20 protein-coding genes are annotated in these 22,416 nt (G+C 44.0%); 15 read left to right on the forward strand and 5 right to left on the reverse strand.

What is annotated here, in order from left to right; genetic code table 11:
• Positions 1-10: 10 nt before the first annotated feature.
• Together fghA and IQO02_RS19570 are read right to left on the reverse strand one after the other, a co-directional pair.
• Positions 11-850, reverse strand: coding sequence for an S-formylglutathione hydrolase (gene fghA / locus IQO02_RS19565; RefSeq protein ID WP_016766980.1), 840 nt, complete (start codon positions 848-850; stop codon positions 11-13).
• Between the two features lie 157 nt (positions 851-1,007).
• Positions 1,008-2,156, reverse strand: a complete 1,149-nt coding sequence (locus IQO02_RS19570; protein ID WP_012601124.1) for an S-(hydroxymethyl)glutathione dehydrogenase/class III alcohol dehydrogenase — start codon at positions 2,154-2,156, stop codon at positions 1,008-1,010.
• 510 nt (positions 2,157-2,666) lie between these two features.
• Here IQO02_RS19570 and IQO02_RS19575 point away from each other — a divergent pair.
• The 7 genes from IQO02_RS19575 to folM all read left to right on the forward strand — a co-directional run bounded on the left by IQO02_RS19575 (position 2,667) and on the right by folM (position 8,730).
• A complete protein-coding gene (locus tag IQO02_RS19575; protein ID WP_016766981.1) occupies positions 2,667-4,853 on the forward strand; it encodes a phosphoesterase in 2,187 nt (728 codons plus the stop codon).
• A 241-nt stretch (positions 4,854-5,094) separates the two neighbouring features.
• Positions 5,095-5,439, forward strand: coding sequence for a DMT family transporter (locus tag IQO02_RS19580; protein WP_065106889.1), 345 nt, complete (start codon positions 5,095-5,097; stop codon positions 5,437-5,439).
• A 228-nt stretch (positions 5,440-5,667) separates the two neighbouring features.
• A complete protein-coding gene (locus IQO02_RS19585; protein WP_010432840.1) occupies positions 5,668-5,913 on the forward strand; it encodes a hypothetical protein in 246 nt (81 codons plus the stop codon).
• A gap of 466 nt (positions 5,914-6,379) precedes the next feature.
• Entirely contained in the window at positions 6,380-6,904 is a 525-nt protein-coding gene (gene folK, locus IQO02_RS19590; RefSeq protein ID WP_010432844.1) for a 2-amino-4-hydroxy-6-hydroxymethyldihydropteridine diphosphokinase, read from the forward strand.
• Positions 6,905-6,990: 86 nt separating this feature from the next.
• A complete protein-coding gene (gene folX, locus IQO02_RS19595) occupies positions 6,991-7,368 on the forward strand; it encodes a dihydroneopterin triphosphate 2'-epimerase (protein WP_010432847.1) in 378 nt (125 codons plus the stop codon).
• A gap of 10 nt (positions 7,369-7,378) precedes the next feature.
• Complete coding sequence (gene folE, locus IQO02_RS19600; protein ID WP_010432850.1) at positions 7,379-8,017, forward strand: GTP cyclohydrolase I FolE; 639 nt, start codon at positions 7,379-7,381, stop codon at positions 8,015-8,017.
• Positions 8,014-8,730, forward strand: coding sequence for a dihydromonapterin reductase (gene folM / locus IQO02_RS19605; protein ID WP_016766986.1), 717 nt, complete (start codon positions 8,014-8,016; stop codon positions 8,728-8,730). Before folE ends, folM begins: the two co-directional genes overlap by 4 nt.
• Positions 8,731-9,005: 275 nt before the next feature.
• Here the strand turns inward: folM and IQO02_RS19610 are convergent, their stop codons facing one another.
• On the reverse strand, positions 9,006-9,599 hold the full coding sequence (locus tag IQO02_RS19610; protein ID WP_016795543.1) for an NADPH-dependent FMN reductase: 594 nt from the start codon (positions 9,597-9,599) through the stop codon (positions 9,006-9,008).
• On the reverse strand, positions 9,596-10,504 hold the full coding sequence (locus IQO02_RS19615) for a DMT family transporter (RefSeq protein ID WP_016785536.1): 909 nt from the start codon (positions 10,502-10,504) through the stop codon (positions 9,596-9,598). Before IQO02_RS19615 ends, IQO02_RS19610 begins: the two co-directional genes overlap by 4 nt.
• Before the next feature lie 130 nt (positions 10,505-10,634).
• On the opposite strand from IQO02_RS19615, the gene IQO02_RS19620 reads away from it, so the two are divergent.
• The 7 genes from IQO02_RS19620 (at position 10,635) to IQO02_RS19650 (ending at position 19,630) form a co-directional block, all read left to right on the forward strand.
• The gene (locus tag IQO02_RS19620) at positions 10,635-11,117 is read left to right on the forward strand and encodes a MarR family winged helix-turn-helix transcriptional regulator (RefSeq protein ID WP_010432882.1); all 483 of its coding nucleotides are present in this window, start codon (positions 10,635-10,637) and stop codon (positions 11,115-11,117) included.
• A gap of 779 nt (positions 11,118-11,896) precedes the next feature.
• Positions 11,897-13,030, forward strand: a complete 1,134-nt coding sequence (locus IQO02_RS19625) for an OmpP1/FadL family transporter (protein ID WP_016795545.1) — start codon at positions 11,897-11,899, stop codon at positions 13,028-13,030.
• A gap of 297 nt (positions 13,031-13,327) precedes the next feature.
• Complete coding sequence (locus IQO02_RS19630; protein ID WP_102282607.1) at positions 13,328-14,653, forward strand: anaerobic sulfatase maturase; 1,326 nt, start codon at positions 13,328-13,330, stop codon at positions 14,651-14,653.
• Positions 14,654-14,656: 3 nt separating this feature from the next.
• Positions 14,657-15,502: a LysR family transcriptional regulator gene (locus IQO02_RS19635; RefSeq protein ID WP_010432889.1), complete on the forward strand. Its 846-nt coding sequence runs from the start codon at positions 14,657-14,659 to the stop codon at positions 15,500-15,502.
• A gap of 230 nt (positions 15,503-15,732) precedes the next feature.
• Entirely contained in the window at positions 15,733-18,087 is a 2,355-nt protein-coding gene (locus tag IQO02_RS19640) for an arylsulfatase (protein ID WP_016795819.1), read from the forward strand.
• Between the two features lie 203 nt (positions 18,088-18,290).
• Positions 18,291-18,599, forward strand: coding sequence for a hypothetical protein (locus IQO02_RS19645; protein WP_016785541.1), 309 nt, complete (start codon positions 18,291-18,293; stop codon positions 18,597-18,599).
• Positions 18,599-19,630 (forward strand): HlyD family secretion protein, encoded by a 1,032-nt coding sequence (locus tag IQO02_RS19650; RefSeq protein ID WP_016795820.1) that lies wholly within the window; start codon positions 18,599-18,601, stop codon positions 19,628-19,630. Before IQO02_RS19645 ends, IQO02_RS19650 begins: the two co-directional genes overlap by 1 nt.
• Before the next feature lie 103 nt (positions 19,631-19,733).
• On the opposite strand, the gene mpaA is transcribed toward IQO02_RS19650, so the two are convergent.
• The gene (gene mpaA / locus IQO02_RS19655) at positions 19,734-20,435 is read right to left on the reverse strand and encodes a murein tripeptide amidase MpaA (RefSeq protein ID WP_231109877.1); all 702 of its coding nucleotides are present in this window, start codon (positions 20,433-20,435) and stop codon (positions 19,734-19,736) included.
• 320 nt (positions 20,436-20,755) lie between these two features.
• Between mpaA and IQO02_RS19660 the strand changes: the two genes are divergently transcribed.
• Positions 20,756-22,381 (forward strand): ABC transporter substrate-binding protein, encoded by a 1,626-nt coding sequence (locus IQO02_RS19660; RefSeq protein WP_065106886.1) that lies wholly within the window; start codon positions 20,756-20,758, stop codon positions 22,379-22,381.
• The last annotated feature ends 35 nt before the right edge of the window (positions 22,382-22,416 follow it).

A 22,416-nucleotide genomic window follows, 5' to 3' on the forward strand; every position in this document is an offset into this window, starting at 1 on the left:
ATAACGGTGATTACTTGTTTAGGTAAGCGGCATGGAACTCAATATGCTCATCAATAAAGCTAGAGATGAAGTAGTAGCTGTGGTCGTAACCTGGCTGCATACGTAGCTCTAAATCGGCATTGGTTACCTTAGCCGCTTCGACTAATTGCTCAGGCTTAAGCTGCTCAATCAGGAAGTTATCGGCTTCACCTTGGTCAACCAACATTGGCAGCTTAGTGCCTTTGGTTTTTAGAAGCTCAGAGGCATCGTATTGCTTCCATTCTTCAATATCTAAGCCTAGATATTGGTTGAATGCTTTTTGTCCCCAAGGGCATTGCATTGGGTTGGTGATTGGGCTGAATGCCGAGATAGAACGGTAGCTATCTTCGTTTTTGATACCAATCGTTAGGGCACCGTGTCCGCCCATGCTGTGACCAGAAATCGATTTCACCGAAGTCACAGGGAAGAAAGATTCAATCAATGCTGGAAGCTCTGTTACCACGTAATCGTACATGTGGTAATGGCTGTCCCATGGTGCTTGAGTGGCATTCACATAGAAGCCTGCACCTTGGCCGAGATCGTAGCTTTCATTGTCGGCAACACCTTCGCCACGTGGGCTTGTGTCTGGGGCAACAATGGCAATGCCTTGCTCAGCCGTAGCTTTGAACGCGCCGGCTTTTTGCATGAAGTTTTCATCGGTACAGGTTAAGCCTGATAACCAATACAAAACAGGAACTGGGTTTTCTTTGCTTGCGTTAGGCGGCAAGAAAATCGCAAAACGCATGTTGCAGTCAAGCGTTGCAGAAAAGTGGGTGTATTGTTTGTGCCAACCACCAGCAACCTTTGCTTGGCTAATGTTTTCGATTGTCATCTATTGTGCTCCGTTAGGTTGATGGTTTTGGGGAATAACATGTCTATATTATCTAAAGTTTCACCACCCACCGGGCAGGAGGTGGTGAAGACAGTTTCGCTCTGATGGTTAAGTCAGAACTGTGGTCTCGACACCTAAGTGCCGAGACCGAGGGGTGTTACTTATCCATGTGTAGAACAGTACGGATAGATTCACCTTTGTGCATTAGGTCGAATGCTTCGTTTACGTCTTGCAGACCCATTGTGTGAGTGATGAACTCTTGAAGACCAAACTCACCTGCCATGTAACGGTTAACGATTTCTGGAAGCTCAGAGCGGCCTTTAACACCACCGAAAGCAGAACCACGCCATACACGACCAGTTACTAGTTGGAATGGACGAGTTGAGATCTCTTGACCTGCACCCGCAACACCAATGATTACTGATTCGCCCCAACCTTTGTGGCAGCACTCAAGTGCTTGACGCATTACGTTTACGTTACCGATACACTCGAAAGAGTACTCAACACCACCGTCTGTCATCTCAACGATAACGTCTTGGATTGGCTTGTCGAATTTAGTTGGGTTGATGCAGTCGGTCGCGCCAAGCTGTTTAGCTAGCTCGAATTTGCTCTCGTTGATATCAACACCGATGATGCGGTCAGCACCAGCCATGCGAGCACCAATGATTGCAGAAAGACCGATACCACCAAGGCCGAATACAGCAACGTTGTCGCCTTTTTCAACTTTAGCTGTGTTCAGTACCGCGCCCATACCCGTTGTTACACCACAACCTAGAAGACAAACTTCTTCAAGTGGTGCTTCTTTGCTTACTTTCGCTAGAGAGATTTCTGGAAGTACCGTGTACTCAGAGAAAGTCGAGCAACCCATGTAATGGAAGATTGTTTCGCCATTGATAGAGAAGCGGCTTGTACCGTCTGGCATTAGGCCTTTGCCTTGCGTTTCACGAACCGCTTGGCACAGGTTAGTTTTACCAGATTTACAGAACTTACATTCGCCACATTCAGCTGTGTAAAGTGGGATAACGTGGTCGCCAATCTCAACACTTGTAACGCCTTCGCCGATCATCTCAACGATACCGCCACCTTCGTGACCAAGGATTGAAGGGAAGATACCTTCTGGATCGTCACCTGATAATGTGAATGCGTCAGTGTGACAAACACCAGTAGCAACGATGCGAACTAGAACCTCACCAGCTTTAGGAAGTTGTACATCAACTTCTTCCATTTTTAGTGGCTCGCCAGCTGCCCATGCAACCATTGCTTTTGATTTGATATGAGTTTGACCAGGTTTAATTTCGATTGTCATTGGATGCTTCCTATATATGTCAGTACAGCGGATAACTGTGCAATTAGCTTCAACCCGTTAAGAGTAGTTGAGCTTAATTGTTTCCGCTCTCTCGTTTTGTTGGAGCTAGTATAGGTGTGAGTGCATGTTTTGATAATCCTCTTAAATAGAAAATGATTATTACGTATTTGTAATAGTTAGTATGAAGATCTGCTCTGTGTTCCCAGTAATTACTTTATTCAGATCGAGTCGGGTTTTGATGGAGGGCTACTTATCCAAATAGTCTGAATGCATAGTTATCATTGATGTTTTAGTGGTTGTGTTATGCCAGCTTATATATTAATAACTGATTCCTACGATAGAGTTATCAATACTTATAATCGTTACTAACTAATTGAATTTTAAGGATTGAAGCAAGGTCGCATAAGTGCTCTGTCTGCAACGTTTTGTAAGATATCCGAAACAATAATGTCATTTTTCTCACCTAATCTCCTCGCCAAATTTTTAGTTCTAACTTTTTGGGAAGAGAAAATGAAAAAGAGTACATTGACCGTACTGTCAGGCTTGATAGCAGCCACACTGGTTGGTTGCAATTCGAATTCGCCAAGTGATAGTTCACCAGGTGATGACAACGGTAATCTAGAGAGCGCAGTACAAGTCGCATTCATGCCAGATATCCACTTCCATGATGTTTACGGTAAATTTGAAGACGGTTCGTTCGCAGGACTCTACAACTCGGATAGTCGTGAGTATGCGACAATTCGAACGATGGAATCTCAAATGAACTCTACTCGTCTTTTCAATGAAAACTACTTTGCGATGATAGCGGCACTTGATGATGTGGTTGCGCGTGGTGTGAAGTATGTGGCCTTGCCAGGTGACTTTAGTGATGACGGGCAGCCAGTCCATATGCGTGGTTTGGTTAGTATTTTTGACCATTACCGTGATACACACGGCCTTGAATTTTTCGCAGCACCTGGTAACCACGATCCAGTGCGTCCATTTACAATTCCCGCAGGTAAATCTGATTACCTAGGAGAAGGTGGTAAAGAACAACGCATCTTCAGCCTTGGTAAAGAAGAGTGTGTTGGTTATGACGATGAGTGGACAACTATTCCAGGCCAAGGTGACAGCTTAGACACGATTTGTACTGAAGAAGTACGTGAGTGGGGCTATGAAGAGATCATGAGTATCCTTGGTACTCACGGCTTCTACCCTCAACAAGATTACCTCTACTTTGAAACCCCTTACAGCACCGACCAAGCTCGAACTAATTACAGCTATGATTTAGCGAAAGAAGAAGCGGCCTTTGATAAACGCATGTATGAGATCTGTTACGAAGGCACAGGTGGCAGTTACAAAGAAAATGGTTACACAAGTTGTTCTGAAGTGCCGGATACCAGTTACTTAGTAGAGCCAGTGAAAGGACTTTGGTTGTTGGCGATCGACGCGAACGTTTATCGCCCGAAAGAAAACTCGTCTGATAATTCTGTCGATGGTGGCACGTTTGACGGTTCAAGCAACGCTGGTTACAACATGATGCTGACTCACAAAGAGCATGTGATCGATTGGATCTCTGATGTGGTAAAGGCGGCGAAAGAGCAGAACAAGACGCTGGTTTCCTTCTCGCACTTCCCGATGACCGATTTCTATAACGGCGCTTCTGAAGAGATTGAAGACTTGTTTGGTGAAGGTAGCCACCAACTTGCACGTGAGCCTGACGACAATACCAGCCGCGCATTGGCAGCGACTGGCTTAAATATCCACGTTGGCGGTCACATGCACTTTAACGATACAGGTAAGAAGAGCTTCAATATTGATGGCGTTCAGCACACCCTTTTTAATATCCAAGCACCATCGCTAGCGGGTTATGTTCCTGCATATAAGCTCTTAAATATTCGCCCAGATAATCAGATCGAAGTTGAGACAGTAATTATCGACCAAGTGGCACGTTACAACGAGTTATTCAGTCACTATGAAGAAGAGCATGAGTACCTTACTCAAGCTGCAGTCGGAGACCCAGAAGCACAAGCGAAAATCTGGAACAAAGACATTTTGGATTCAGAAAACTACTACGAACTGACTGATTGGCACATCCGTGAACTAACGCGTCTGCGTTTCCTTCCGGGTGACTGGCCGCTAGAGATGCGCGCTATGATCATGGAAATGAACGGTGAAGAGATGATGATTATGTCTCAGCTACAAACCAACTTCACGGTCTGTCAGCTAGCGAACAAACTCGGCTACGACGTAGGTACTTGTGTTGAAAATGGTGTGGATGACTACGAGCAATTCCAACGAGATTGGGAGACAGCTAAGGTTGTTGCTCAAAAGCTGGCTTCTTTAGAAGGACTAGAATTAGCTGATTTTGCAGAGTGGAGCGGTGAGCTACTAGCGACAGATTTCTACCGACTACGTAATGCAGACGAACTGGCATTCCGTGATATCGGTGAAACACAACTTCGCCAATACGAGTTGCTAAGCCGAGAGCTTTCAGAATTTGATGGTACGGTGGATTCTGAACTGGGTGACCTTGGCCAATATACCGTGGGAGAGGTATTCCGCTCTCGTTTTGGTAGCTTGTTTGTCATTCTTGAAAAATTCGCAACAGGCCAAGCGAGTGACCACTTCTTGATTGATATCGACCAGCAAACACTGACCGATCTGAAAGGTGAAGTGAAGCGCGATATTCTTAGAGGCTCTACGACAGTAAACTAAACGTTGCAGCTTTGCTTTTTTAAAGACTAAGTGTCTTGATATCTCGATTAAAAAGAGCCTGTTAGCCATGAGTTAGCGGGTTCTTTTGTTTTTAAATGAATGAGTGGGTTGGGACTTATTCATTGGTTTTCTGGTTAAGCTCTCTTAGGGTATGTCATAATAATTACTTACTGAAAAACACATGAATTAGACATAAAACTACAATATTCTAGCCGCCGAATTTAATGTTGTGGACCTAAACATGCTTTTATCTCTCCCACCGCCAGTGATGCTGTCACTCGCCATCGTGCTTGAAGTTGTCGCGACTTCTCTATTGCCTAAAACGCAACAGTTTACTTATTTACCGGCTACTGCCGCAGTATTGGCTAGCTACGGCTGTGCCTTTTATCTGTTGTCTTTAACAGTGCAAACCATGTCTTTGGGTGTGGCGTATGCGATTTGGTGTGGGGCAGGGATCGTGCTGGTCGCGGCACTGTCTTGGTTGGTTTACGGGCAGAAACTCGATATCTACGCGGTGATTGGGATCGGTTTGATTTTATCTGGCGTAGTGATTATCAACTTGTTTTCATCGTCTGTGAGCCACTGAGCAAGGTCTAGCTCGCGTTTCTTGTGCTTTGAGCATGGATCGAACCATTTGGTGGAGCGTTGCATACCTCTCCCTTTCTAAGGTAAATAGTACTCGATTACATGTCAGTGGATTCCTGTATCAGCGTCAGCTTTTTGGGGTTAAAATGCCTTTTGGTATATGCGATAAAGTTGTAAATACTTCCGGCCTTGCTGCAGTGACTCCCCAACTTAAACTAAAAGACTTACTATGAATTTTGATATCAATGCACTGAAACACCACCAACTGGTCGAAGATGGTCAACTAGAGGGGTGTTACATTCATCAGCCAGTTAAAGGCAGTCAACAAGATGACAAAGCCGTGTTAGCAGAGCGTGTAGCGCTGGAAAATATGGGATATAAGGTGGTGCAAGTTCAAGCGAAGGGCGGGACAACAACGTTTGCCGAGGCGATGCAAAAGTTTGCGAAGAAGACGGGGCACCAGACCAAAGAGTAAGCGAATGGGGTAGGGGGTTATAAAACTCGCTTACCCCTATCGAACCTCTCAATCGGTGTTATTCATGTTGACAAAGCTCTGTCCAACAATGGTTTAGGTCAAAAATCAAACCGATACTGCTTATCCACGATGGCACCCCCTCCAAGCATGCATCGAAAAGAGTCGATAATCATGATGAGGTGCACACCATGCTTGTTGTGCTCAGAGCCGGCTGTAAGTGGGGTGCGTCTAGTGCTAATGCTATTTGTAGCTCTGTGCATCATCATCTTCAAGATTGGTGTTACAGCTTATCAACCGTCATATGCGCTCGCATGGGAATTGTTCTAGATAATGGTTCTATTGCGTGAATATCTAAATTTGCCACAGATGCGTATTTTTCTTTTATCTTCCTGACATTAAAAGGAGTACATAGCTGATCTTCATAGCGAGTTGGACGTATAGGCCAACTAAAAAGGAAGAAAATAATATGGCTACAGTCTATGTAAGCATCGGAAGCAATATTAACCGCGAACATCACATCACAGAATCTCTTAAGGCATTAAGTCACCTCTTTGCACCCCTACACATTTCTAATTTCTACGATTGCGAGCCTGTTGGTTTTGAAGGGGATAATTTCCTAAATCTAGTCGTTGGATTCGAATGTGACTTCTCTGTCGCAGAACTGGTTAAGGTTCTACATCAAATTGAAATAGAGAATGATCGTAAGCGTCAGACTAAAGCGTATGCTTCACGTACGATGGATATCGATATACTTCTTTATGGCAATCAAGTGGGCATGATCGACGGGGTAGAACTGCCTAGAGGCGAAATCACCGAATACGCTTTTGTGCTCAGGCCGTTAGTCGATATTGCCGCGCAAACACTTCATCCCACTCTAGACATTTCGTTTCAACAGATCTGGAAAAGTTTTGATCAGTTAAGTCAGAAAACTAAACCCATCCCTTTTGATCTCAGTTTCATTAAGCCCTTGCAACGACTGCAAAATGAATGACTGAAATTGTAATCGCTCGCGTTCTAATGATCTTTTCTTAAAACATGCACGTAACTGACTTCACTTTCTAAGGATTGGACACTGTTATGAATCACAACGCTATCATTACCATCACAAATCTCAGATTAAGAACTTTCATCGGCTTTAACGAAGAAGAAAAAACCAAGCAGCAAGACATCGTCATCAATGCAGAAATCCATTACCCCGCTAATAAACTTTGTCTCTCTGATGATGTGGACAATGCTCTCAACTACAAAAATATCTGCAAAAAAATTATTCAACACGTCGAATCAGGAAGATTTCTGCTTCTAGAAAAGTTAACAAGCGACGTGCTCGGCATTTGTATCGACCACCCATGGGTTCAATACGCTCAAGTGAGAATTGACAAGCCTCATGCTCTGCGTTTTGCCGACTCTGTTTCGCTCACCCTGAGCTATGAAGCAGATAACGACAATAATTCATAAGGAGTGAGTCATGTTAAATACGGAAGCCGAAAAAGTAAGAGAAGCTTTGCTCGAAAAAGGACTTGAAACCCCGATGATACCGAGCGAAATGAATCCTGATCAGAAGTACAACCGCATCAAAGGACTTTTAACGGAAGTTGTCAGTACGCTTGGGTTGGATCTAACCGATGACAGTCTCGCTGAAACACCCCATCGCATTGCAAAGATGTACGTTCATGAGATATTTTCAGGTCTAGATTATGATAACTTTCCAAAAATCAGTGTGATAGACAACAAAATGTCGGTTGATGAAATGGTCAAAGTATCGAATATAGATTTAACTTCGACGTGCGAACATCACTTCATTACCATTGATGGTTTAGCCGAAGTGGCCTATATCCCTGAAAACAAGATTCTTGGGCTGTCTAAAATAAACCGCATTGTACGATTCTTTGCGCAGCGCCCTCAGGTCCAAGAGCGCCTTACCCAGCAAATTTTGGTCGCGATACAGACTCTAGTTGAAACAGAAAACGTGGCCGTGACGATTAAAGCAACCCATTATTGCGTTAAATCTAGGGGTGTCATGGACGCCAACTCTGAAACTTCAACAACCGCACTCGGTGGTATCTTCAAAACTAACCCTCAAACCAGAGCTGAGTTTTTACGATGAGTGAAACCATACTAATAACTGGCGTTGGAAAACGTCTAGGCTTCGCTTTGGCGCAGCAACTTCTAGCGGAAGGGTACAAAGTGGTTGGCACCTACCGCAGCCACTATCCCCAACTACAGCTATTGCGAGACAACGGGGCAGACTTGCAACAGGTAGACTTTTATCAACAAAGTAGCTTAGAGGGCTTTCTTGACTACGTTAGTCAAGAATACAAGGTAATTCGAGCCATCATACACAACGCTTCCGACTGGAAGCCTGAGAACAAGAAAGATCCAAGTGAAAATGCATCACAAATCATGCACCAGATGATGACGATTCACGCCACCGTGCCTTATCTGATCAACTTAACACTCAAAGACCAACTGATGTCTGACGATCACACTTCAGACATCATTCACATCAGTGATTACGTTGCGGAAAAAGGCAGTAAAAAACACATTGCCTACGCTGCTAGTAAAGCAGCGCTCAACAACCTGACGCTATCGTTTTCTGCAATGCTGGCTCCCAAGGTGAAAGTAAATACCGTTTCTCCAGCTATGATTAAGTTTAATGAAAATGACGATGAGGCGTACAAAACCAAAGCTCTGAAAAAAGCTCTGATTCCGGCCGAGGCAGGCTTTGAAGAAGTGATAGATGGTATTAAGTTTGTTCTGGCTAGTCATTATATGACAGGAAGGACTTTGCACCTTGATGGCGGCAGGCATTTGAAGTGACCCCTTTGTAGTAAGAGCTTGTGGAAGCACAGTCAATGGAACTATCTAAACCGCTTCTGATCCAATTATTGTTAGTGCTAATTTTTATTTATAGGCTGTTAATTCAGGCATTCAATCCCAGAGCTAATATGAAGATGAATAGGGTACTACGCTCACTTTATCCTTATACGGTGTATTCGAATAATTAGGATAATTATAAGCGAGCGTATGACTACTCATCTTCGTTCTTAACAAGAACCACATGTTTGGGCTGGTGACTTTTGTATTGCTAGTGGCTACATCCCATAGCGGAACTTTTTACCTATATTGACCATATCGCGATGCACTGGAGCTAGTGCATTAGTGTAGGCAGCTAGTAGCTTCATGGTATATTCGCTGCGGTCATGCAGATGCAGGTCGGTACATTCGTGTTCAGTTGTCAGAATATCTTCGCAGTTACGAAACATCAGATGATCAGGCAGAAAACACACATGATTGTTTTTATTACCCGTCATCCGTAATTCACTGATCGGGTAGACACCATTTACGCTCGCTGAAACGCTCACCAGCAGCGCTGCTTTATGAGCCAGTTCCTCGTCAGTGGTCAGCATCAAAAAGTTCTTTAATGCCGGCGTTGCCATTCCATGCCATTCTGGGGTAATAAAAATGAACGCGTCCGATTTCTTAAGGATTTGAGCGACAGGTTTCCATTGTTTCCACTCCTCACTGTCTTGCCATACTCCTTCATTCCAAAACGGTAGATTCAGTTGGTGTAAATCGAGAACGGTTGCCTTGTCAAAATGAGGCTCAGCCAGTGTTTGTAGGTAATAGGCAACATTTAGGCTCTGAGAATGCGCTCTTTGACTTCCTGATACGATTGTAATATTCATATTAATTCCTTTTTACGGTCTGAAATTGTGTTAGTTGATTGGTTTGATGGTGAGCGAGGCGTAGCCAGCACAATTGAAAATAGAATTACAGAGGCACCAAGTAATTGGGGCCAAGTCAGTGTTTGATTTAGGATTAGATATCCAAGAAAACAGGCAGAAACACTGCTTAGAAATCCGAGAAAAGAGACGGTCACCGGAGGCAGTTTCTCGATACCGCGAAACCACAGAAAGTAACCCAAAACGGCACCAATCAGGCTTAGGTATCCATAGCCTAGGTAGTTGATTGACGTAAGTTGGTTTGGAACGCCTTCTAGCCAAAGCGAGACTGGTAGCAAAATGATGCCGCCAAATAACAATTGCCAACCTGTAAACCCAAGCATCGTCATGCCCGTAGGACGTCCCCATTTTTTTGTCAGCACCACGCCTAAAGCCATGCTCAGCGTTCCAAGTATGGCGGTAGCCACACCTTCAATATTGATTTCGGCTGAGCTGTTAAGCACTAGCAGGCCTACGCCGAGAATTCCCAACACACTAGCGGTCAGTTGTTGTGAAGAGAAGTTGGCACTCAATAGGTACCAACTCATGATCATTACAATCACCGGCTGAATAGACATCACCATCGATGCCATGCCACCCGGTAGGTAGGTTGCCGCGAAAAATAAGCAATAGAAAAATAGCCCGATGTTCAGAAAACCTAGCACTGCCATACGGAGCCACCACAATCCAGTTAGCCCCGTTCGGCTAATAAGCACAAGCAATATACCAGCAGGAAGCGAACGGATTGTTGAAGCAATAAGCGGACTTTCTGGAGGTAGCGCTTCCGTTGTGACTATATAGGTACTGCCCCAGATAATAGGTGCAATTGCGGTTAACGCTATTGTCTTAACTTGTTGAATCCTGTTCATAACTCTCCTTAACTGACTAGTCATTACTTTAATAAAAGTATCTTTTACAAAAGATACTTTTATTAAAGTAATGGAAGCCTAATCTTTAATCAAGTATATTTTTGAAAAGATATTTACTTGAGAGATAAAAATGACATCAGATAAAGTTGATAAAATTCTTGCTCAATGGCTTGCAGTCAGGCCGGATCTGGATTGCTCAGCAATGGGTGTTGTCGGGCGATTACGTCGAACCAGTGGTATATGGAAGAAGAATTTGGAGTCGGTTTTTCAAGAACATGGGCTGAGTAGTATTGAGTTTGATATTTTGGCTACTATGCGCCGCAGCGATACTGTGGTCACTCCTACTGAGCTGTATCAAACTCTGATGCTTTCGTCTGGTGCGGTCAGTACACGTATTGAACAGTTGGTAAAACGTGGTTTTGTCCAACGTATTGCCAGTGAAGAAGACAGACGCAGCTGTAAAGTTACCCTGACTCAAAAGGGAGTTGAGTTGGTGGACACAGCATTAAATGCACATGTTGCTAATATGGATAACATGCTGAGCGTACTTAGTAGCCAAGAACAAGATCAGTTGGCAAGTTTGTTGAGAAAGATACTGTTGGAAAGGCAATAACGAACAGTCGCTTTTTAGGTTTTCAATATTCCTTTACTCGTTTACTGGCTGTTAATGATGGCTTGCGATACTAAAAATTAACCGGAACGCTGTAATTAGAGCTGAAGAGCTAGCAAGTTTCTGTCCAGAATCTTCTCAGGTTGAACTTTTACCGTGGCACTTTCTAGCTCAAAAGTGCCCAACTCTGCGTTACGTTGTCTACTCCCACTTATTCCAGATAGTGGAGTCTGACTTACAAATAGTAACCTCATTAAGTGGATATATTCCCCAAGATTACCTCCGACTAAGCAACCAACTTCAGCCCGCTACTGCGAAGTTAGTAAGTATAAATTCTGTTTATAGTAAATGTAATCACCACCAACTATTTAGACCAAAACCGAACCTATAGAATAGTGGAACACACTTATATGGACCGTTTTCATTAATGGCCAAGTCGACGGGTTCTGTTTGTCATTTTGGTTGCAACTCCCTTTTCTATTTCGAAACACACCAACTCTGTCCTGGACACCTAATCAATTGTTAAATGAGTGATGACACGTTAAATGCGGATATGAATCGGGGCATCGAAAATCTACAAGTGAAATTGGTCTAAGTTAAACGAAATCCAAGACAATATTGAGTTTTGTGGCTGAGTTGAATGACAAGAAAGGTTCGGGCGCCACTTAATTACTAATTACGTGAACGCTCTAGCTTTTATTGCGGATGGTTCAAGTGTGGGCTTGTTGCATGTGTGCAATACGCCGAAAAATTCTCTCGAAACATCCTAAGGAATCTATAAAATGAAGATGACGCAAGTCGCTCTCAATGTTGTGGTTGCATGTGCCACTCTCTCCCCCTTTTGGGTCAATAGTGCTGGCTTAAGCATGTCTCAAATAGCGACAACCAAAAGCGTTGCAACAGCAGGGGCCGCCAACGTTACAAATAGTTCTGACTCTTCTGCAACAATCTCAAACGCCGCTGCACTTTCTGGCATTGAAGATCGCTCGTATGTTTCGGGCGCTCAGTATATCAATGTATTCAACCAGTTCACTCGTGATGATTCAGGAGAAAGCACTGAAGCCTCAAAGGGATTAATCGCACCTCACGCCTCTTATGCTAAAAGAGTGAATAAGAAAGCGGTACTTGGAATTAGTCTTCATTCCGCGGGTGGCTTAGGTGCTGAATATAGCAATGGTGTCGGCGCTAATCCAATCAATGCCATTTCAGAGAATGCTATTGCTGTCGTCGATATTACAACTGGTGTTTCATATCAAGTTACAGACAAGCTCTCCCTTGGCGGTTCTTTGATTCTTCAATACATGAAGATAGACGTCGTTGGTGGCGTGAACACTCAATTGGAAGAACTTGCTACCGGTGACAGTGTTGCTCCTTCTTTTGCTCTGAGCTCTTACTACACGTTGAGCGACAATACACACTTGGGTCTGCAATATCGCCATAAAACAGACCATGAAATTGATATTGAAACGTCGCTAGATGTGAATCCAACCGCGAATTTGTCTTGGGTTACTAGTATCGACTTGGGGCTTAAGCATGCTCTTTCCAAACAAACCGATGTAATGGTTAACGCTAAGTTTGAAAACTGGGAAGATTATGACGACAAATATACATGGACCTATTCTGTAGGCGTTGGCGCAGCGCATAAGATGGATAAGTTTACGATTTATGGTGGCGCTAGCTACGACTCTTCTCCAGTGAACGAGAATGAGCGAGACGTACTACTGCCCGTTGACCAGCAATGGCGCATTGGGTTTGGTAGTGAGTATGAGCTTGAATCTGGCAACAAGTTAGGTTTAGCGTATCAATATCAAAATAATGGAACCGCGGATATCACAGCCGACAACGTGACACTCCAGCCAACAGGAAGTTATGAAGATAACCGTATTCACTTTGTGACCCTTTCTTATCGTCACTGATTCGTTTAACAAGCCTAGATGTCGAGTTATACACTTTAAACTCACCCAGAACCAAAGCAGAAGAATATAAGAGTAGAGAGCAGAAGAAGGCTTTGGTTAATCACTAAAATGTGTCGATATTTGTCGGTGGTCGTGGATTTGAGCTATTCAGAGGTATGAACTATAAATCCTGTTTATAGTAAATGTAACCACCACCGACTATTTAGCCAGAAACTGAACCTATAGAATGGTGATACACACTTATGGACGCTTCTCACTAATTAGCCACAATGGATGGGCTGACTATAAGGTTCACTCATGCAAGCACCTCACAATTGTCACGTAATGGCCAAGCCGACCGGCTCTGTCTGTAATCTTGATTGCAGTTACTGTTTCTATCTTGAAAAACACCAACTCTATCCTGAACGTCAAACAAACTGGCGAATGAGTGATGACACGCTAAGTTCCTATATAAAGCAGACCATTGAAGCTCAAAGCAACAACCATGTTCAATTTACTTGGCAGGGCGGTGAACCAACAATGATGGGGCTCGCGTTTTTTGAAAAAGCCATGCAGTTATGTGAACAGTACGGAAAGGAAAAAAAACTTGAACACACCTTTCAAACCAACGGTATTTTGCTTAACGATGCTTGGTGTGAGTTTTTCAAAAAACATCACTTTTTAGTCGGTGTGTCCATTGATGGGCCACAAGATCTACACGATGCTTACCGAGTCACCCGCTCGGGTAAACAAACACATGCTCAAGTTATGCAAGGTATCGAATTGTTAAAAAAGCATGGTGTTGAGTTTAATACGCTTACCGTCGTCAATAATGAAAATGTAAAGCATCCAAAGCGGGTGTATCAGCATTTGAAAGAGATTGGTTCAACGTATATTCAGTTTATTCCGTTGGTCGAACGAGCGAAGCAAACATGTTCTGAAACGGATTTAAAACTTGTCTTACCCGATGAGCCTTTAGCGGAAGTGACGTCATGGTCGGTGCCTTCGCAAGCCTATGGCGAATTTCTTTGTGATATTTTTGATGTATGGGTACGCAAAGATGTGGGCTCCATTTTTGTGAATATGTTTGATAGTACGTTGAGTGCTTGGTGCGGACAGCAGTCTGGAATGTGTCATTTTACTGAACGTTGTGGTCATGCTTTTGCTCTTGAGGCGAACGGGGACTTATACAATTGCGACCATTATGTATACCCTGAACATCGTTTGGGCAATATTCATCATAAATCGATTTCTGAATGCAATAACAGCCAGCAAGCCATTGAATTCGGTCTACAAAAACAAACAACATTGACTCCCGACTGTAAAAAATGCCCATTTCAGTTTGCCTGCAATGGAGGGTGTCCAAAACATCGTTTTGAACGCAGTTCAAGCGGACATCCAGGGCATAACTATTTTTGCCAAGGCTATAAAAAATTCTTCGAGTACAGTGCTCAATACATGAAAGAAATGCGTAGGCTATTATCTGTTGGTCGTTTTGCAGATGAAATCATGTGGGCATTGGCTTATCAAGATGTGAAGCTGACAGCAGTTGTAAGCAAAAGCTCGGTGACCATTGGTCGTAATCAATCCTGTTCTTGTGGAAGTGGTATAAAATACAAACATTGCTGCGGAGTAAGAAGGTAAACCATGGATTTTGATCTGAATTTGATAAAAGTATTCTTAGAAGTTTACCAGTATCACTCTTATACCAAAGCCTCTGAAACCATAGGTATCACGCAACCAGCGGTGAGTGCATCTATAAAGCGAATGGAACAAGAGATTGGTGAGCCCCTGTTTTATCGAGAGGGGCGGACGATGAAACCGACCGCGATGGCCATTCGTTTAGCCACTCGATTTCGCGTTGGGTTTGATGAAATACAAAATGCCTTGAGTGAGCGTTTTACTTATTCGGTTTATGTGAACGAGGCACTGGCATTGGATTTGCCCGTTCTACCGTCAATGATGATAGAACATACTCCATTAGATCAGGAAATACTGCTGCACCAACTTAAATCGTTATCTGTCGATTTAGCCGTGGGTATATTTATGGTCAAAGACCACTCCATTGTCACTGAGCCGTTATTCAGCGAATCGACCGTTATTGTGTGCCGTCGTGACCATCCAAGAATTCATGGTCATATTTCACGGAATCAATTCTATGAAGAGGGGCATGTCGCATTAGCTACCCAATGGAAAGGAATGGATGGATTCGAACATATCCGCTTGGAGAGTCCAAAAAGTAGGAATATCCAATGCAAGACCCATTCAATTTCAGCGATGCTGCTTGATGTCACCATCAGCGATAGAGTTGCGATCGTACCTCGACATCTTGCACTCAATTGGCAAGAGCGTTTAAATTTTCAAGTACTGGAAAACCCGATAGAGCATAAGCCATTGGAATACTGTCTGGCTTACCATCGACGCTATCAAAAAACAGAAAACCACATAAAAGTTAGAGAAACTATTCGAGCACACCTAGGATGCGCGGATTAGTACTATAAACCCCACTTATTGCTGATATAAACGCCACGCTCTACCTGCATATCCCCCTTTTGAATAACCTTAGCACTGAAAAACTACATTGGTGCTGAGGCTATTTTCTTTGACCCCTCGCCATTGAGTTTTACATCTCTGATCTATTTTGCTTCGCTAAATGACGGTATACGGATGTCTTTAGCACAACAGGTAGACCGGAGTTAATTCCTGTTCTCAAAGGTGTCCGAATGAAAAAGCTTAGTGCCATCATGATGTCTTGTTTTGCTGCGGGTTCTGTCGCACAAGAGGTCTTACCGTTTCCTAGTCAGCCATCGACCTCGGTGGCCAAACATACTCTTGCTGAATCTACTCATAACAAGCGTCCTATTTCCAACCATTTACCTGAAGATGCTCCTAATATCGTCATCGTGATGATCGATGATGTAGGTCCTGGCCAAACGTCGACTTACGGCGGTCCAATCGATACGCCTACATTAGATGAAATCTCTGGTGAAGGTATTTCCTACAACCGTTTCCACTCGACAGCGATGTGTTCGCCTACACGAGCTTCATTGCTTACTGGTCGAAACCATCACCGTGTTGGCGCGGGTGTTATTGCGGAATATGCTAACGATTGGGATGGTTATGCAGGGGTGATCCCGAAAACCAGTGCGACCTTTCCTGAAGTACTTAAAAACTACGGTTATTCAACCTCTGCTTTTGGTAAATGGCACAACACTCACCCGTTAGATTCCACAGCTGCGGGGCCTTTTGATAATTGGCCTACGGGTTATGGTTTTGAATATTTCTATGGGTTTGTTGGTGCTGGTGCATCTCAATATGAACCGACTATGGTGGAAAACACCACGTTTGTTGATCCAGAAAAAATCCACCGCGAAGGCTATCACATGAGTGAAGATCTTGCGGATCAAGCGATCAAATGGATGCGTCAGCACAAGTCTTTGCAGCCTGACAAACCTTTCATGATGTATTGGTCTAGTGGTGCGGCACACGGCCCTCACCATGTAACCAAAGAATGGGCTGATAAGTACAAGGGCAAATTCGACGCTGGTTGGGATGAATACAGAAAAGACGTATACGAAAAAGCCAAGAAAATGGGCTGGATTCCTGAAAACGCGCAGCTAACACCAAGGCCAGAAAGTATGCCTGCGTGGGACGATGTACCTGAAGATGAAAAAGCATTCCAAGCACGTTTAATGGAAGTGTACGCCGGCTTCATTGAGCATACCGACGCTCAGGTTGGTCGTTTGGTCGATGAAATCGATGAGCTTGGCTACAAAGACAACACTGTCTTCTTCTACTTGTGGGGTGACAATGGCGCGTCATCGGAAGGGCAAAACGGCACGCTTGCTGAATTGCTCGCTCAAAACGCCATTCCAACCACGACAAAGCAACAAATTGAAGCGATGAACAAGGTCGGTTCAATTGATGAGCTAGGCGGTCCTAAATTCGAGAACATGGCTCATGCGGCATGGGCTTGGGCAGGCAGCTCCCCTTATAAATCAACCAAGTTAGTTGCGGCTCATTTTGGTGGAACACGTCAACCTCTTGCGGTGCGTTGGCCAGCGAAAATTGAACCCGATGCGACGCCACGCTCGCAATTCCATCACGTTAACGACATCGCGCCTACTATCTACGACATCTTAGACATTACACCACCTAAAGTGGTCAACGGTCATGTTCAAGATGAAATCGATGGTAAAAGCATGACTTATTCGTTTGACGATGCGGATGTGAAAGGGCAGAAGAAAACCCAATACTTTGAGATCTTAGGCAGTCGCGGTATCTATCATGATGGTTGGTTTGCGAGTGCGTTTGGGCCAAGAGCACCTTGGGTTCAAGGTATGCCCGAAGGTTTTAGAGAGTGGAGCCCTGAAACTGATAAATGGGAGCTATACCACATTGATGAGGACTGGTCTCAAGCGGTTGATCTGGCTGATAAGTACCCTGAAAAACTGGAAGAAATGAAGGCGATTTTCAAGCAAGAAGCGCAGGATAACAAAGCATTCCCGATTGGTGGATCATTATGGTCTACTGCAGCACACAGCCCGCAAGATGCGCCAGAGAGTAAATATACGCAATGGACGTATCCTGATGAAATCACCAGAATCCCTGAAATTGCAGCACCAAAAGTCGGCAACCGTTCTACGCTCGTCGAGTTTGATGCGGTGGTTACTCCTGATACGAATGGTGTGCTCTACGCGGTCGGTGCATTCTCAGGTGGTATGGCGGTGTACGTGAAAGACGGAAAACTTAACTATGAGTACAACCTGTTTTTGATGGAACACACACATATCCAATCTGAGAAAGTGTTACCAGAAGGTGAAGTGACGATAGAAGTTGAATCTAAAGCGACTAAGCCGGGGCCGTTTACGCCTTTCGATATCACCATCAAGGTGAATGGTGAAACGTTCGCCTCTGGTGTGGTTCCAAAAACAGCGCCTTCGTTCTTCTCATTCAATGATGGGTTTGATATTGGCTCTGATTTAGGCTCGCCAGTATCACAAGCTTATTATGATGATATGCCGTTCAAATTTGACGGCAAAATCAAAGAAGTTCGTGTTAAGTACCTAGAACAATAAAGTGTATGCCGTCTATTGATACCGATGACAATGGGTATTGATAGACGGCTTTTTTCGTTCATTCCGGGCTCAGCGCTTAAGTGCTTAAGTGCGTAAATATATAAGTACATAAGTACATAAGTACATAAGTACATAAGTGCTTAAGTGATTGGAATAGTCCAATGGCTTTGCCTTAGAGACGGGATGATAATTTAGGAAATCGTATGAAGATTCATCCAACTACCTTGGTTTACGATGCGTATCCTTCGGTCTACAACATTCTAGAATCGACGTTGTTCATGTGGTTCATTGTGGCAGTCACGTTGGGCATCCTTGTATGGACATTGAGCAAGCTATGGTATGTCCATTCTATTCCCAAACACCTTGCTAAAGAGCGTGGTTTGGCTCAGGCCAAGTTGATTTTTTGGCTGTGCATATTGGGCATGTTTTACAAACCGCTCTGGATTATTGCGGTGCTCGCGATTGTGACGGACTGGGATAAATTACAACAGTGGATTAGAGGCGCTTCGTAATGAAAGAGATTATGCTCCCCTACATATTAGTGGTTTGGTTGTTATTCAAATTTAATGTAATCAAACGAACCCCAAAGAATTACTTTGTGTCTGTTGTGATTGGCTTGCTGTTACTGGTGAGTTTGTTTGTCGGCCATCGTTTTTATTCGCCGATTGATTTGACCAATTCAACCACCGTCAAAGCCCCCCATGCTGTGATGTCTCCAACACTTGGTCAACACATCGACAAAATATACGTTGATCACAATAGCGATGTGAAAAAAGGCGAAGTGCTTTACACTCTCAAAGATGATCTGATCTCTGCGTCGATTTCTGAGGTTGATTCTGGTCTGATTGAAATTGATAGAACCATTGAAGCTCAAGAAGTGAAAGTGGCCCAAGCTAAGCGAAACCTATCGCGTAACCAGAACTTAGAGCAACATGTTAGCCTTAAAGAGTTAGAAGAAACTCAAGACAACGTTGAGTTTTTTATGGCTGAGTTGAACGTGTTGCATGCCAAGAAAGATGGTTTGCTCGCTAAGAAACAAAGCTTGATGTTTGACCTTGACCGCCTTACGGTTCGAGCGCCATTTGATGGCATGATCACCCATGTTTTTATTGCTGATGGATCTCGAGTTGGTTCTCTGCATGTGTGGGATACATCGAAGAAGTTTGTCGAAATGCGTATCCCTGATCAAGCGTTTGCCAATATCGAAAAAGGTCAGTTTAGCGAGTTCTTTATTGATACTTTTCCAGGGCAAATTTTCCGCTCTCGAGTTCACAGTAAAGTAAAAGCAACCGGTGAGGCTCAAGGAAATTTACTACCACAAGAGCAGCGAGTTTCGGCACACATTCAAAGGGGCTCTCCAGCAATTGGTCGAACCGTTATTTTAGAAATTGATGAAGAAACGATGAAAAAAATACCGATTGGCGCGACAGGCTCAGCATGGATCAGTGCGTCTAAGCCTTACCCTATACTCGGTTTTATAGACATCATTGGTGGGGCCACTTTACGTCTTGCGTCTGTGAAATCGTATCTATTGGCGATTTAGTGTTTTTTATTAGCTAGCTCTAAATTAATCTACAAAAAGGCGTAAAACATATGAAACTCTTTTACGCCTCTCTCTAACTCAGAAATATCCCAAACGTGTTTCTCTAAACAATACCCTCACACCTCAACACCACCACAAACGCATCCAAATACTGTTCGATAGTCAAATCCGCAGAAACGGGTGGTAATTCTACGGTAATACACGGTAGGTTTCTTTCTTGGCACCAAGTGCCGAATGAGCCTGGGGTTTCGTAATCAACGTCTTCGACGATTGGTAGGTTGAACTGTTTGCCTAACCAAGAGGCGAGTTCTGATTGGTTTGGGTCGTCGACCATGGCGAGAGGTTCGTGGAAAGAGATGACGAACTTGGGTTTGCGTTGCTCAATGAGGTTGATGAGTGACTGCACTTCTGGTTCGAGCTGGTTGGCTTGGCCGGTTTTCACTTTGACATCTCTGACAGGTGTGTGGGAACTCCAGCGATAGACGGTGCCGTTTTCAGTCCAGTTTTGAGCCGGAAAGGCGCGGTTCAAATCGACTTGGTTAGCATTAGCGCGGGTACCTAGCTGATTGCCATCTGGGTTCATCGACAGAATCACATCGTGTCGTAAGTTGGCGGCAGGCAAGCTTCTTAGGGCGCAAGACAAACCCGCGATAGAAGCGGTTTCATCGCCGTGTGTGCCTGCTAAAATCAGCCCGCGAGATTCGCTTTCTATTTGTGCGGGGAAGTAGAGCAAAGGCGCACCTAACACCGATTTTCCATATGACAGCGGCTTTATCGAAAACGCAGCTCTTTCCGTTCTTGGAATTAAACTCACCTTAATCTCCTGATTGATCAAGTACTATCAAATAGTAAAACCAATCGTAGTAAATAACTGTTCACCCTAGCTTGTTAAAAATCTCGATAACGTCGTTAGATTTTTTGATTGTAGAATAACTACTTATCGAAAAAAGCCGCCTTGTTCTCAAGCTTTTTTCCTGCGCTATTTTTGAACACTTACTTACTTTGATTGCTATAACTACTATTTAGATGACCTCTATTTAATAAACCATAGCGTCAAAACTCGTCAACCGTCACATTGTTAATTTTATTACTTGCTTCAAAGATAGGCTAGGAGAGCAAACAAACATGGATTTTAAAAAACATTCAACGGCTTTACTCATTTCATCTCTATTGACCCCTTTTATCGCAGTGACAGCCGTTGCTGAAACCTTACCTGCTGGTGTTTCATTGGCAAAAGAGCAACACTTAGTTCGTGCCAATGATGCAGAAGCGGCGACACTCGATCCTGCGAAAGCTGAAGGCCTGCCTGAAATGCACATTTTACGAGACCTATTTGAAGGTTTAGTGATTCAAGATCGCGATGGCAACATTACTCCTGGTGTTGCGGAATCTTGGGAAACCGAAGACAACCAGACGTTTGTATTCCACCTACGTAAAGATGCTAAATGGTCGAATGGCGATCCGGTGACAGCCGATGATTTCGTGTATGCGATAAGACGTGCGGTAGACCCGAAACTTGCTTCGCCGAATGTTTGGTATCTCAAGCTTACCAAAATCAACAATATTGCTGACGTAGCAGAAGGTAAAAAGCCCGTCGAAGAGCTCGGTATCTCTGCTGTCGATAAACACACGGTGAAGTTCGATCTTGATAGCAAAGTGCCATACTTTGTTGCGATGACGGGTCACACATCTATGATGCCCGTTCATAAGGCAACGCTAGAAAACAGCGATAAGCCGTGGAGCGACCCTAAGCAGTTTGTAGGGAATGGCGCTTTTGTTTTAGATGAGTGGGTGGTTAACGAACGGATTGAACTGAAGAAGAATTCTAACTACTGGGATAGCTCAGATACCAATCTAACCCAAGTGACTTACATTCCGTTCGAAAACCAAAACGCTTCGATTAACCGTTATGCGGTGGGCGAGGTCGATATCACGTCTGACGTACCAACACACATGGCGCAGCAGCTTAAAACCAAATACCAAGATGCGTTTACCGCGGTACCTTTGTTGTGTACCTACTACTACGCGTTCAATACCACGCGTCCACCGTTTGACGATTCACGAGTGCGTAAAGCGGTATCGTATTCAATGATGCGTGATGTGATCACCAATGGTGTCACTCAGGTGGGTAACCTACCTGCTTATACTTTTGCCCATGAGTACACGGCAGGTTTTGATGCGACTCAGCCTGAATACAGCACATGGACTCAAAAGGAACGTGACCAAAAAGCAAAAGAGCTACTGAAAGAAGCGGGGTACGATGCAGCTAATCCATTGGATTTCAAATTGCTCTACAACACCAGTGAGTCGAACAAGTCGATTGCAGTGGCCATCGCTTCAATGTTGAAAGGTAACCTAGGCGCGCAAGTTGAGCTGGAAAACCAAGAGTGGAAGTCTTACCTAGTATCACGTCGCCAAGGTGATTTTGATGTAATGCGAGCGTCTTGGTGTGGTGACTACAATGAAGCGTCGACCTTCTTGAGCCTATTGCGCTCTGAGTCATCGGGTAATTTTGCTCGTTACAACAACGACAAGTACGACTCAGCGATGGACAGCGCATTAGCCGCAACCAATGAGCAAGATCGCCAAAGTTTCTATGATCAAGCCGAGCAGTTACTGGCTGAAGATATGCCTATCGCGCCAATCTATTACTACATGCAGGCCCGCCTAGTGCGACCAAGTGTCGGTGGTTTTGCTAAGAACAACGTTGAAGGGCGCATCTATTCTAAGGATCTTTATATCAAAGAATAGATAATCCTGATGCGAGCTCTGATATGACGAAGCGA

It is taken from the genome of Vibrio sp. OPT24, assembly GCF_015163545.1.
Classification (GTDB): domain Bacteria; phylum Pseudomonadota; class Gammaproteobacteria; order Enterobacterales; family Vibrionaceae; genus Vibrio; species Vibrio cyclitrophicus.